This is a genomic window from Paenibacillus sp. MCAF9 (assembly GCF_052114265.1).
Taxonomy (GTDB): Bacteria; Bacillota; Bacilli; order Paenibacillales; family Paenibacillaceae; genus Pristimantibacillus.
The window spans coordinates 64,590-78,030 of the sequence record NZ_JBFREL010000001.1 but is presented as its reverse complement, the minus strand read 5'-3'; the positions used below and the strand labels follow the sequence as shown (position 1 = coordinate 78,030).

Sequence of the window (13,441 nt, the reverse complement as noted above, 5' to 3'; positions counted from 1 at the left end):
AATTAATAATGATGTCAAGATGGAAAGCCAAGCTTCATTTTTTATGGATGGATCAAAGTTAATCCCTTCCTTATCCTTCATTTAACGGTTTAAACGTCCTGCCCGCGATGAGTATGTACTGTAAATCATTTGGCTGAATGATCGTGCCTCCACCTGCGTTTAATTGTTTTTTGATGATGGCATCCTTTTTAACAGCTGGTCTTGGCCTATCCTTAATATCCACTGTAGAATCATCTGCATCCATGATGGATGAGTGTTCAAAATATACGATAGTATGCAGATCCTCTTGTCCCTCCGGTATATCTTTCCCTGTACTATTTTTGGCAGTTACGGTTAGATCAATGAGCGATACTTTATTTTTCACAAAGACATTATATGAAATTTCTATTGGCTGGAACGCATTGGGGTCTGCTGTTCTTGCTATACCTACTCGGTCATCGTCAGAAAGGTACTTCAGTTTTCCTTGCTTTAATAATCGTTCGTCATTCAAAGTGATCACATTATTTTCATTCGTGACTTTAAAAGAGAAGGAATCAAAAAGTATACGAGCTGGAACGAGCAGAAAACCTTTTTCCACTACTGCTTTAGTGTCCATCTCTACATTTTGACCATTAACCTTTGCAGTCTTATTGCCTGCCTGAATTTGAACAATGTTCTCCCCTTCTTTAATTTCGGCTGTTTTCGTTTGGTTATTATAAGAAACTGCAGCACCCAGCAATTCACTTACAGATCTTAATGGTAAAATCAATCGATTCTGTTTATCAACATAAGGTTCCTTTGGATAGGTATATGCCACATAATAATTATTCATTTTCAAAATAACGGGTGTACTTTTTTTTGGAGCAGCATAACTGACAGCTGTTATGGAAAACATCATTACACCCGCAATGGTCAATTTTATTAATTTTCTCATCATTTAACAAACACTCCTTTTTTAGCATTTATCGATAAAACGTATTTCTCTAACCATTTGTTGCACTAAAGCCCGAATTAGGTAATGCTTTTCAAATTTTGAAATGATATATTATATTGAAGGTTTAGTGGTTTAAACTAAATTTCATTTTTAATAATTAAAACAGCAAAAAAGCCACGTCCTTGTGACGTGGCTAACTGACAACGCTCTATTTTAGACAGCTTTATTTTAACCATGTATCCAATAAGTGTGAAACAGGATTATAGATGTAGATAATCCCATCCAAAGGGTTGGGGAGTCCAATATGTAAAGCTTCAGCAATACCTATAAAGGTTCCAAACAGCAGAAGAATGGAAAATATCCATAATTCTTTTTTGGATTTTTCTCTTAATAGCGCAGGAACATCAATGGCGATAATTAAAGCGACCGCTACAAGGATCACTATGATAGGTACCATATATGCATCTTCACTCCTCTTTCCTCATCTCTTCCAGAAAAGAATTAGACACCGTACCTAAATGTCGAATCTTATGATTTACCTTCACATTTACTGGCATCGTCTCAAACGTGTGATCCCAATTTTTTTTGAGCTTCCTCCATTCTTTAGGATTAGATCGATGAATAACATCCCCAAATCCAAAAATATCAACTTTGTATTTCTTCTGCACTTTTTTTACTGCCGCGTTAATGAAACCTTCCACTTTGCTGTTTGCTAGCATCTCTACTTCAGCAATATTTTTCGTCTCCAACAAATCTATCGAGCATTGTACTTCCCCTATATTAATTTCTAATCGTACTTCGATATCGATCTGAGGTTGTCCATCCTTTACGCTGCCTTTGACCTTCGTCTTAGACCGAATGACCTCGAACGTAATTTTGCCGCCTTGTGGACAAGTAACAAAACCCACTGTGCTTTTAATTTCATCGCTAATATAGTTGTATGCTTTGCTTTCAGTTTCATTTAGCCAACCAATCAACTTATCCTTCTTAAATACCGCTAGTCCCGAATATTGCAATGTAGTTGGGGTCAGAACCTTCTCCATATTTCTCTTTTCTTGCCCTATTTGCTCATCCCCCAAAACGACAAGACCTGTTAATACAGGATCTCTTCCTTCGCTCACGAGTGTAGTAATAAGCTGATCCAATGTAACCGTCGTTGTTGGAGCCCATTGCTTCTCTGAAGTCTGAAGGGTAGAGAACAGACTGACCGCGGGGATCGTTTCCAGTTTTGTTAATACTTTCAGCGTATTCTCGGCAGTCGTATGCTTTGATACAACGATAAAGAAATCAGTACGAATTTCTTCGTCTCTTGATAAGAGATCTAACGCCTGACCAATTCCTTCCTTGGCCAAGGATTCACCAAGAACCACAATTCGCAGATGGGAAGGATAAATTTTACGAGGGCTTACAGTGGTCATTTTGCGTATCGCTTCGAAAATGGTATTTGCCGTGATTTGATACGTTGTGACGGGTGTCTTGTCACCGACCTTCTTCCCTGCAACTTCAGTCGGCTCGACGACCTGAACAGAAACCTTATATTGATTTCCGACCTTGTCAATTCCCAAAGCTACCGCGATTGCCAGCTCATTCAACTCACGGCCTTTCCAACAACCTGTGACAAATATAAGCGAGATGACAATTAAACAGAGTAAACATCTTTTACGCTTCATCGTTTATCCACCTGCATTATCACGCGTCGGTTCAGCATGACTACTTTGTTCGCGAATGATGTTGTTTTTATTGATCAATCTAGGCCTCGTTAGCATTGCCCAGCGGGGGAATCGGAAAATGGTATCCTTTTGCTCCTCAAGATTAAATGGTGCAAACGGACTCAGATAGGGAACACCGAATGAACGCAAACTGCACAAGTGAAGTACGAGTGCAAAAATCCCTATTATTATCCCGAACAACCCAAAAGAAGCAGCAAGTATCATCAAAGGAAAACGAAGCATTCTAAAGGTCATGGACATGTCGAAGGCCGGAAGCACAAAGCTTGCAATCCCCGTTAGTGCAACGACGATTACCATGGCTGCAGATATAATCCCCGCCTCAACAGCCGCTGTTCCAATGACTAACGTTCCTACAATGGAGACGGCTTGTGCAATCGCCTTTGGCATTCTTAAGCCAGCTTCCCGTAAAATTTCAAACGTTACCTCCATCATGACTGCCTCGATGAATGCAGTAAAAGGTACCCCTTCTCGTTGAGCAGCCAAACCGATCAACAGCTGCGTGGGCAGCATTTCCTGATGAAATGTAGTTATAGCAATATAAAGAGACGGACCTAATAGAGAAATAAAAATACTAAGAAAACGAAGCATACGAATCAGCGTGCTGATATCCGCGCGCGTATAATAATCCTCAGCAGCCTGTATAAACGAGATAAATAATGCTGGGACGACCAATACAATCGGCGTTCCATCAACCAAAATGGCTACTTTCCCTTCCAAAAGCTCCGCTGCTATGACATCCGGACGTTCCGAATGATACAACGTAGGAAAAGGAGTATAGGTTTTTTCCTGAATTAATTCCTCAATGTAGCCGCTCTCCAATATGCCATCAATATCGATCCGATCGAGACGACGATGCACTTCTTCTACTATCTTGTCATTTGCGATTCCTTTGATATACATGATCGATACGTCGGTTTTTGTCACTCTGCCAATTGACTTTGTAGTGAGCCATAAATTAGGATCTTTTATTTTGCGGCGGATTAACGCCGTATTGGTTCGAATACATTCTGTAAAGCCTTCTTTCGGTCCCCGAATGACAGTCTCTGTCGTAGATTCCGTGACTGCACGGTCTTTCCAGCCTCTCATTCCGATGATGAACCCTTGGGCGCAACCATCCAATAATAAAATGACATCTCCAGACAACAAAGCAGTTGTCAAAGAACCAAATTCAGAAACATCCTTGATTGCTCCGACCGTTAGAATTTGATCCTTCACAACTTGGAGGATCTTCTCTGGACTTGATACGTTTGGGTCAAGCTCCGTATTAGGGATGCTTGGCATAAGCGATTCGATGATGAATTTCTGGACAGATTGCAGATCCGATAAACCATCTGTATAAAATATCCCGGCTTTAAACTTCTCTCCCGCTCCAATCTGAATTTCTCTGATCACAATATCGCTGCTATCACCTAGCATATTTTTTACATATTGAATATTATCATCAAGGCTTAAATTCAACCTTTTTTCTTGGGGAGCTTTGTTTGAATCAATGTGCTTGGATGCAGGAAGCTCCATTTTGTTTTTTGATTGATTAATGAAAAACCCCATTTGTCTATATTCCTCTCTGCTCTGAAATAGGGTGAGTTTTGTGAAAATATCTTTTACATTTGTTAACCAAACTTCGTTGATTCATACATTCATTGAATGGGGAGAGTGACTAGGATAAGTGTTTATTCAACTGAGTATAAGGCAACAATTAGAAGATGCTGCAAAGCTTTAGGAAAAGTAATGGGTATGGTTTTTACGGACTATATAATATAGCGCGGATAACATAGAAAGAGGCCAAAAATGGTAAGAGACATCAAAATAAATGTAGCTCAATTTACTGTGTTAGTCATATTGTATTCCGTTGGTACTGCTGTCTTAATTATTCCATCAACATTAGCTGAAATCGTCAAACAAGACGCTTGGATCGCGGCTATACTCGGCGTGGGATTAGGGATGTTACTCGTATTATTGTACAACGCCGTGGGGAATATTTATCCAGAAATGACCCTAGTTGAAAAAAATGATAAACTTCTCGGACGCTGGTTGGGCAAAGCCGTTTCTATTACTTTTATTTTTTTTGCATTCATTACAGCGGCAGATCTTTTGTATTATATGGCGGATTTTATAACTACACAGATCATGGCCGACACACCAGCGCAAGCTATTCATATTCTTTTTGCTTGCATAGTCATCATGGGAGTTCGTCTTGGTCTTGAAAATCTAGCACGGACAGCGGAGTTTTTTTTCCCTTGGTTCATTTTATTATTTATCATTTTAGTCATTTTCATTTCGCCGCAAATCGACTATCACAACATTCAACCCGTATTTGATACTGGAATAAAACCGATGATTCGTTCTACCTTAATCTTCACAAGTATTTTCTCTCTATCTCCTGTTGTTTTTTTAATGATTTTCCCTGTTTCAGTGAATCAACCTAAAAAAGCTCAAAAAGCTTTTTTGATAGGAACATTTATAGGGGGATTCATTTTAATTATTATTATCGCTTTGGCTATTCTAGTTCTCGGTCCTGATACAACAGGAAGGCATATGTATCCAAGTTTTGCGCTAGCCAAAAAAATAAACACAGGAAATTTTATACGTATTGAAGCCATAATGGCTGGCATATGGTTTGTCACGATTTTTTTCAGAACATCACTGTATTTTTACGCTGCTGTAATCGGTCTTGCACAAACGTTGAATTTAAAAGACTACCGTTCACTTACATTACCTTTAGGGATGATCATGGTCGTATTTTCCCTCATTTTACATCCTAATGTCCTTCATGGAAGTGAATTCAACAAAGGAGCATGGATACCTTATGTCTCGACATACGGACTCATTCTTCCTTTGATTTTATTAGGAGTTCATGCGTTTCGAAAACAATTTTTAAAAAACTAAAGCTTGAAAATAGGCTGTCCAACTGGTCATCTAGACGATTGGACGGCCTTTACTCCCCCCACTTACTCCTGCAGTGTTCATCGATTCGTTACATTTCACCCTCCATATAGCTCTATCGAGTCATATTATTTTCACTTCATAAAGGGCATACTGATTTCAGCCCAATTGGAAGCTGTAATCATTTGTTTATTGTGAAATACATCACATAGTTTGAAAGCGAGTGAAAACATGAAAGAAAATAAACATAATCGTTCAAAACAACAGGAAAAAAAATTAATTATGTTATGTGCGGTTGTCACGCTGCTCATGCTGCTGTCAATCATCCGTAAATTTATGAGCTAGTTCAAACAAGAATCAATCATCTAAGGAGTGAATTCCATGCTGCTTAACGGCTATGATCCCGTTGTATTCAGTCGTATATTAACCTCTCTCACCCTTGGCTTCCACATCATCTATGCCACGATAGGTGTCGGCATCCCGCTGATGATAGCACTAGCCGAATGGATCGGCATTAAACGGAATGACTTTCATTACCTGCTGCTTGCAAGGCGCTGGGCTCGCGGCTATGTAATCACCGTTGCAGTCGGCGTCGTAACAGGAACAGCAATTGGACTGCAGCTAAGTCTGCTATGGCCAAGCTTTATGAGAGTTGCTGGACAATCTATCTCCCTGCCTCTTTTCCTTGAAACCTTTGCATTCTTTTTTGAAGCCATCTTTCTCGGTATTTACCTCTACACTTGGGATCGCTTTAAAAGTAGGATGACGCATTTTTGGCTGTTGATTCCCGTCGTTATTGGTTCATCAGCTTCAGCATTCTTCATTACGATCGTGAATGCATTTATGAATTATCCGGTTGGATTCACTTTAGTTAATGGTGAAATCGCGGACGTTAATCCTATCGCAGCAATGCTTAGCCCAGCTATGCCGACTAAGGTAGCACATGTGCTCTCTTCAGCTTACTTAACCTGCGCTTTCATACTCGCAGCCATTACGGCATGGTCGCTGCTTAGAGGCAAAAACCATATTTACTATAAGAAAGCTTTAAAGCTCACAATGGTTTGTGCTTTTGTTTTTATGATTTCTACTGCGCTTATCGGAGATTTGTCGGGAAAATATCTTGCAAAATATCAGCCCGAGAAGCTGGCTGCAACGGAGTGGCATTTTGAAACAATGGGCAAAGCGCCGCTTATACTCGGAGGTATCCTTACCGAAGACAATGAAGTGAAATATGGACTAAAAATCCCGTTTGGCCTAAGCATTCTCGCTCACAGCAATCCTTTTGCTGAGGTTACTGGATTAAATGAATTTCCCGAGGATGAGCATCCGCCTCTATGGATTCATTATCTCTTTGACATTAAGATGGCTTACGTAGCCTTTATGGTGCTGGTCTCCCTTCTATTTATAATTGAAATGGTTCGAAAAAAAGGGAATACATACCGCCGCTGGCTTCTTTGCGCCGTTGTTATTGCCGCTCCAGTAGCGATACTCACCATTGAGCATGGTTGGATTTTCTCAGAGGTTGGCCGGCAGCCGTGGATCTTAAGGGGCATTATGCGTACTGCGGAAGGTTCAACGACATCCGATCATGTCGATTTGATGCTTTTGCTATTTGCTCTGCTTTATCTTGTGCTTGGCATTTCTTCTGTAAGAGTTCTAATAAAAATGTTCCGAAATAATCACGCTGAAGATGAAATAGCTGCCTACGAGAAGGAGGCTCATGATCCATTATGAGTTATGAAGTCATTGGTATTACCGTGCTCTGGACTTTTCTGTTTGGTTACCTCATTATAGCTTCTATTGATTTTGGCGCCGGTTTTTTCAGCTATTACAGCTCCATTACTGGAACGAGGCATCTGATCCATTCCATCATTGATCGGTATTTATCCCCAGTATGGGAGGTCACGAATGTTTTTCTCGTTTTCTTTTTTGTCGGGTTTATCGGATTTTTTCCGGATACCGCCTATTATTATGGAACTGCCTTGCTTATACCGGGAAGCATTGCCATCGTGCTGCTAGCCATTCGAGGGGCTTATTATGCTTTTAATCATTACGGCTCACGAAGTCGAAAAATCTATACACTCATGTACGGGGCTAGCGGCTTGCTTATTCCAGCTGCCTTATCAACGGTACTAACGATCTCAGAAGGTGGATACATCAAGGTTACAGACGACGGAAAAGTAGTATTTCTCGTTAACGAACTGTTTAGAAGCAGCTATTCCTGGTCCGTTGTTCTGCTCGCCCTTGTAAGCGTGCTGTACATATCGGCTATGTTCTTAAGCTTCTATGCCCATAAAGCAGGCGATGCGCCTGCATTTAAGATCGTTCGAACATACGCGCTCGTATGGAGCTTGCCGACAATACTTAGCAGCCTTCTTGTTTTCTTCGCCATCCATGACCATAATCGTGAGCACTATGAGAAAATGCTGGATAGATCATGGATGTTCGCTTTATCCTTTCTCTTTTTTATGTTAGCCGTTTACTTGGTGTGGAAGCGCCAGCGACTTGGATTATCGTTTATTTTCGTCATTTTGCAGTTTGCTTTCGCGTTTTATGGATACGGTTCAGCCCATCTGCCTTACATTCTGTATCCCTATTTGACCATACACGATAATTTCACCAATGACTCGATGGCTATTGCGCTAATCGTAGCATTTGTACTCGGCTTGCTGCTTCTGATCCCTTCACTATACTTGCTGATGCGTCTGTTTTTATTTAATACAAAATACGTCAAAGGCAAATAAATACCGTAAAAGAAAGCAGGTGTACGATATTGGAATTTACTTTAATTATGGTCGCCCCTCTTCTCATAATAGTCATCGCAGTAGTGTTCCTATTTGTATGGGGTGCTAAAGGCCAAACTTCGCCTAGGGAATAATCTCAATAAAAAACGCGCCTTTTCCTTCTGGAATTGGGCGCGTTTTTTATTGAGATCTGTGTTTACGATGAAAGTATCGCTTCTGCTACAAGCTGCCCTGACAGGGTCACCATCGGTGTTCCCCCGCCTGGATGCGTCGTGCCTCCGACAAACCATAAACCCTTTAGATCGGCTTGATTGGAGGGCCTGGCAAAGGTTTGGCGCGCTGTATTGGAGGAAATGCCATATATAGCTCCGCGGTATGCCGATGTCTGCTCTTGCATATGGTCAGGAGTGTAGACTGCTGAAATCTCTGAATCATCGATTAAACCAGACAAGCCATATGCTTCAAGTTTCGATAAAATGCGTTTCTGATACGATTCGGCTTCTTGCTCCCATTTCAACTGCGGAGAAGTGTATGGAGCGTTAGTCAGGATAAACAGGTTGCTGCCTCCAGCAGGGGCCATCCCATCCTCTGAATAACCTGAATGGCAAATGTAAATTGCAGGGTTCTGAGGTGCTCTTCCTTGCTGGAAGATGTCGTCAAACTCACTGCCATAGTGTTCTGGGAAAAACACAGTATGATGCAGCAGCTGGCTGTAGGTCTTCTTACTGCCAATGAGGGAAACAAAACCTGATAACGATGGCTCATACGATGATATTTTGGCATTGCTCATGCTTGGTCGTTTTGATTCTTCCAGCAGGTTTTTGCAAATAGCCAGCACATCACCATTTGCGATGATGATTTCAGCTTTATAGTCCGCTTTGCTCGTAACAACACCTGTGATGCGACCGTTTGTCGATGTAATCTGTTGAACTCTCTCGGACGTATGAATCGTTACACCTAGCTCCTGAGCAAGGCGGCCGAATGCCTCCACAATCTGGTAGGTGCCGCCCCTCACTCCGTAAATACCCAGCTGCAGCTCCAAATGAGCAAGCATGGCAAAAATAGACGGAGCCGTTCTGGGAGCCGATCCTACATAGGTCGCATAACGTCCGAAGAGTGCAAGTGTATTCGGATGCCTAAAGTAACGGCGAAGCAGCCGTTCCAATGTTAGCCATGGACGAATCCGCAGCAAACCCGCAAGCAGCCTTACGTCTGCTTTATCCTTCCATGACAGCATCAGCCGATTCATGAAGAGCTGGTCAGCTTGTTGATATAACGCAGCAGCCTCTTTCATAAATGAGCGATACTGCTTCGCATCCTCTGGACTATATGCAGCAATTTGCGCTTCCATTAGAACGAAATCAGAGCATAAATCAACCGTCGTTCCGTCTGCAAAATAATTCCGCGTGCCCGGGATCAGCGGATAAAAGGTAACGTAGTCCTCCATTCTTCGACCAACGTTCTCGAATACCTGCTGAAATACATGAGGCATCGTAATCGTGCTTGGTCCACGATCGAAGCGATAACCGCCAAGCTCAATGCGCTGAAGCTTTCCGCCGAGTGCTGCCTGTTGTTCAAGCACAGTGACGCGATAACCCGCATGTGCCAGCCGAATAGCTGCAGATAATCCGCCTAAACCTCCGCCAATGACAATGACTCGCTTCACGAATACCTCCTCCCTTTCCATTCATAACCCGTCCCATTGAGACTCGCCCGCCACGAGGCCAAGGCAATCGCTGACAGCAGAAATATACTTGCCGGTAAACAGAAGGATAGGTACCAGGGCTGTCCACTTTTCCTATCAATGATTCTTTTCAGACAAACACCTAGCAGATAGCAGAGCGAGCTTGGCAATAAAACAGTTGTAAGCCAACCTTCCGGATAGGCATGCAAGAGAAACCCAGCTAAACTAATGATCATCATTAACGGAGGCAGTATATAAAGCAGGGTGTACATAAACAACATAATGCCAAGCAATAAGCTGCTGCGACCTACGCCTGCAAATATATTTTTCTTATAGCCGTTCCAAACCCCTGCAGCGTTCTGATACATGCGCATGGAAATTTGGGGGCAAACGTAGGCTAAAGTGACGGGGAGCCCGGTTTTTTTGACAGCACCAGCCAGCTGCATATCATCGACAAGATGGCCTTTGAAGCCAGCATGGCCGCCTGTCGACCAGTAGCTTTCTGCTGAAATCATCAGAAAAGCGCCGTGTGCGGCGACGAACTTTGGATCTGGCGATTGCCGAACGAGTCGTATCGGCAGATGGCAGGCAATCGAGAAGCTCATCATCGGGACGATGAGCTTCTCCAGCCATGTTCCAGTTTCCTGCTTAGGGAAACCGGTCACAAGCCCTTGACCTTGCGCTAACGCGGTGTCAAGCGCATCCGCGAGCGCACCCGGCTCAAGCCGCGCATCCGCGTCGAGGAATAACCACCATTCGCCGCGCGCCGCTTCGGCGAGCTGATGACATGCGTGCGACTTGCCCAGCCAGCCGAACGGCAGCACATTACCGGGCAAAACGCGAACACGGCTGTCGCCTGCTGCAGCAAGCCGCGCAGCTTCTGCTGTTCCGTCTGTGGAACGATCATCCAGCACCAGCACCTCGATAAATATGGAAGGCTCCAGCAGCACCGATTGTATACATGCTGCGATGTTATCCGCTTCATTACGCGCTGGAATAAGAACCGACAGCCGTGGTTTAGGTTTGATTCCGTGAGCATGTGGACCATCATGTTGAATGGACTCTGCTCCTCCTGACAGCCAAATTCGTCCTTTGCCGGTTCCTCCCAGTGAAGGCATCTGCGAGAGATTCCATAACACAAATAATAGCTGCAGCATCAGGGCTGCAGCTACCGTCCAAAAAAAGATTTCCACCTTGTCACCCCGTTCATCCAAGCATCAAAAACCTCGTTCGTTGACCGTTTCGCCTTCAGCATTGATCGATACTCGGCTAGCTCCCCGCGAGCTGCTGCTATTACTGCAAGGCGGTGTTCATTCAATTGATCCTCCAAAGCCGATTCAAGCATTGTCGTAATGGTTTTACGTCCCAGCTGCTGCCATGCTCTGTGGATAGGTTTACCGAATTGAAGACTGACTTCTGCCTTTTGATGAAGTCCTAGCGAATAATATGCGGTTACGGGCTGAACAATCGTTCCCGGACAGCGCTCCAATAAATAGCCCGCGCCGGTTTGAAATCTTAAAGGTCTACGCTCCAGATGCTCGATATCTCCTTGTGGAAATAACCAAACTCCATATCCTTGATTTAATAGACTCTCACTATATCGAAGGGAAGCAACGATCGCTCGGCTTGACTTCTTATCAATCGAGAAAGCTCCTATTTTGCGAAAAAATCGATACCGCTTCATTTGCTCTTCATCCATCATCATATAGTGTTCACGCACTGAAGCGTTTGCGATCGCATGATATACAACCATTCCATCCCACCAAGAGCTATGATTCATAAGATAGAGCACAGGCTGGCCTTGCGGAGCTGGATCGATCTCACCGCTCAGCTGAAACGCGTGAAAATGCCGTCTTAACAAATAGTTTTCATTGTATTGCGCGAATACTCGTTTAAACCACTTGCTTGAGCCCGCTGCGATCAATCCTTCCCGCTCCTTCCGCTACAACGATAGCTGCCAATGCGATGATGAACGGCATCATTAAACCTTCCTTGGCCCCTAAGAGACCAAACATAAGCAGCATCATTTGCGTGAGTCTTACAGCCTCGATTCGAACGTTCGCCGATACTTCTCTTAAAGGGAACAGAAATGATATAGCTGCTGATATAACGAACCAACTGATGAAGTTTGCTGCCGGTATCCCGTAGAAATCACCAGGCTCATGCCAAATCCAGAACTGCCTAGCGAAAGCCACTGGATCGAGTACGAGGTCAAAAACAACCGTCCATAAGCCGGTATGGAGCGCACGCGTCCATCGATTGGAGAAGGCAGTCATTCGCATCACAGTGACAATGACACCGATCCACGCACAAAATATGGCGAGGGGTACTCCGCCAAGCGAGATGCCAAGTAAAGATGTGTATTGGTAATCTCCAAACGGCCATCCCATCGTCACACCAAGCCATTCTACAGCAAACGTAAGTACCCCAACTAGCATTATTCTACTCCAGCTGCGACGGCGCTCCTCGCCCATCATGCCTTCAATATGAATGGCATACAGGGCAAAAAACACGAGAAACAAACCATTGGAAAAGGAAAGCCACGTTGGAACGCCAATGGTCAGCATGAGGATTAGCCCGATGCAATACCAAAAAATAAATAGGTAGCGGATCATAGCGATACCGCATTGCTGTCATTCACCTCTGATACGAGCGTATATTTCATTTTTATATTCGTATAAAGCTTTAATTTATTTAATGAGCTGACGATAGCTCGCTTCTTATAGACTTCGTAGTTGGCAGCCTTTACTTCATCCAAAATCGCTGCATAGAAGCTTGCGGCCAGCTCAACTGAAAAAGCGCTGCTGGCAGGATACGTTTCAAGCCCGCGCAAGCCTCGTGCGAACCAACTGCGTGAGAGTGTATCCAGCTCTTGCACAAGATGTTGAAATCGTTCGTCGACAACGCCCATTTCGAAGTCAATTTCGGAATAGTGATGACGAGCGAGCAGCTCAAGCGGCAGGTAACGACGCCCTCTGCTCTGATCTTCGCCAACGTCGCGAACAATGTTTACAATTTGCATCGCTTTGCCAAGCCATATTCCCGCTTCTATTACTTGAATATCTGGCTGATCATGCAAGACTGGGAGAAGCATCTCCCCAACAGTTCCAGCAACCAAGTAGCAGTAGTCCTCCAACTGCTCCATCGTCTCATAGTGGGTGAAAGATAAATCCCGGCGCTGTCCCTCCATTTGTCTGAAAAACGGTTTTTTGCTGAGCGGAAAAGTATCAAACAGCCACCGTAAAGAAGGCCATATGAAATGATCCGCTGCCTGATCCAAACGGTTAAAATGTTGTTCAAGCTCATCAATGGTATAGGGAGAACTTTGCGGCTCATCTACTGCATCGTCTATCATGCGGCAGAAAGCATAAATAACGTAAACGGCTTCGCGCCTTGGGCTAGGCAAATAACGAAAAGCTTTATAGAACGATGATGATCCTTTCTGAATCATCGCTTCACATTGCGCCAAATAGACAGTGGGTTCCAT

The 13,441-nt window shown here is 43.6% G+C and carries 13 protein-coding genes; 4 read left to right on the top strand and 9 right to left on the bottom strand.

The genetic code is table 11. The features are described from left to right. Window positions 1-70 precede the first annotated feature (70 nt). The 4 genes from AB4Z45_RS00305 to AB4Z45_RS00290 all read right to left on the bottom strand — a co-directional run bounded on the left by AB4Z45_RS00305 (window position 71) and on the right by AB4Z45_RS00290 (window position 4,191). Window positions 71-916, bottom strand: a complete 846-nt coding sequence (locus AB4Z45_RS00305) for a copper amine oxidase N-terminal domain-containing protein (protein WP_441907408.1) — start codon at window positions 914-916, stop codon at window positions 71-73. A gap of 220 nt (window positions 917-1,136) precedes the next feature. After that, entirely contained in the window at window positions 1,137-1,370 is a 234-nt protein-coding gene (locus AB4Z45_RS00300; protein ID WP_441907407.1) for a hypothetical protein, read from the bottom strand. A gap of 10 nt (window positions 1,371-1,380) precedes the next feature. Further along, entirely contained in the window at window positions 1,381-2,583 is a 1,203-nt protein-coding gene (locus AB4Z45_RS00295; RefSeq protein ID WP_441907406.1) for a Ger(x)C family spore germination protein, read from the bottom strand. A gap of 3 nt (window positions 2,584-2,586) precedes the next feature. Then, on the bottom strand, window positions 2,587-4,191 hold the full coding sequence (locus AB4Z45_RS00290) for a spore germination protein (RefSeq protein ID WP_441907405.1): 1,605 nt from the start codon (window positions 4,189-4,191) through the stop codon (window positions 2,587-2,589). A gap of 240 nt (window positions 4,192-4,431) precedes the next feature. On the opposite strand from AB4Z45_RS00290, the gene AB4Z45_RS00285 reads away from it, so the two are divergent. From AB4Z45_RS00285 to cydS, 4 genes are all read left to right on the top strand, one after another. Beyond that, complete coding sequence (locus tag AB4Z45_RS00285) at window positions 4,432-5,529, top strand: GerAB/ArcD/ProY family transporter (RefSeq protein WP_441907404.1); 1,098 nt, start codon at window positions 4,432-4,434, stop codon at window positions 5,527-5,529. A gap of 378 nt (window positions 5,530-5,907) precedes the next feature. Further along, complete coding sequence (locus tag AB4Z45_RS00280; RefSeq protein ID WP_441907403.1) at window positions 5,908-7,260, top strand: cytochrome ubiquinol oxidase subunit I; 1,353 nt, start codon at window positions 5,908-5,910, stop codon at window positions 7,258-7,260. Beyond that, window positions 7,257-8,270, top strand: coding sequence for a cytochrome d ubiquinol oxidase subunit II (locus AB4Z45_RS00275; protein ID WP_441907402.1), 1,014 nt, complete (start codon window positions 7,257-7,259; stop codon window positions 8,268-8,270). Before AB4Z45_RS00280 ends, AB4Z45_RS00275 begins: the two co-directional genes overlap by 4 nt. A 29-nt stretch (window positions 8,271-8,299) precedes the next feature. Further along, on the top strand, window positions 8,300-8,404 hold the full coding sequence (gene cydS, locus AB4Z45_RS00270; protein WP_441907401.1) for a cytochrome bd oxidase small subunit CydS: 105 nt from the start codon (window positions 8,300-8,302) through the stop codon (window positions 8,402-8,404). A 62-nt stretch (window positions 8,405-8,466) separates the two neighbouring features. Here cydS and AB4Z45_RS00265 read toward each other — a convergent pair whose 3' ends face one another. The 5 genes from AB4Z45_RS00265 to AB4Z45_RS00245 are packed head-to-tail and all read right to left on the bottom strand — an operon-like array spanning window position 8,467 to window position 13,441. After that, entirely contained in the window at window positions 8,467-9,936 is a 1,470-nt protein-coding gene (locus AB4Z45_RS00265) for a phytoene desaturase family protein (protein WP_441907400.1), read from the bottom strand. Next, window positions 9,933-11,168, bottom strand: coding sequence for a glycosyltransferase (locus tag AB4Z45_RS00260; RefSeq protein WP_441907399.1), 1,236 nt, complete (start codon window positions 11,166-11,168; stop codon window positions 9,933-9,935). Before AB4Z45_RS00260 ends, AB4Z45_RS00265 begins: the two co-directional genes overlap by 4 nt. Continuing rightward, the gene (locus AB4Z45_RS00255) at window positions 11,123-11,878 is read right to left on the bottom strand and encodes a lysophospholipid acyltransferase family protein (RefSeq protein WP_441907398.1); all 756 of its coding nucleotides are present in this window, start codon (window positions 11,876-11,878) and stop codon (window positions 11,123-11,125) included. Before AB4Z45_RS00255 ends, AB4Z45_RS00260 begins: the two co-directional genes overlap by 46 nt. Continuing rightward, window positions 11,847-12,569, bottom strand: coding sequence for a carotenoid biosynthesis protein (locus AB4Z45_RS00250; RefSeq protein WP_441907397.1), 723 nt, complete (start codon window positions 12,567-12,569; stop codon window positions 11,847-11,849). Before AB4Z45_RS00250 ends, AB4Z45_RS00255 begins: the two co-directional genes overlap by 32 nt. After that, a complete protein-coding gene (locus AB4Z45_RS00245; protein WP_441907396.1) occupies window positions 12,566-13,441 on the bottom strand; it encodes a phytoene/squalene synthase family protein in 876 nt (291 codons plus the stop codon). Before AB4Z45_RS00245 ends, AB4Z45_RS00250 begins: the two co-directional genes overlap by 4 nt.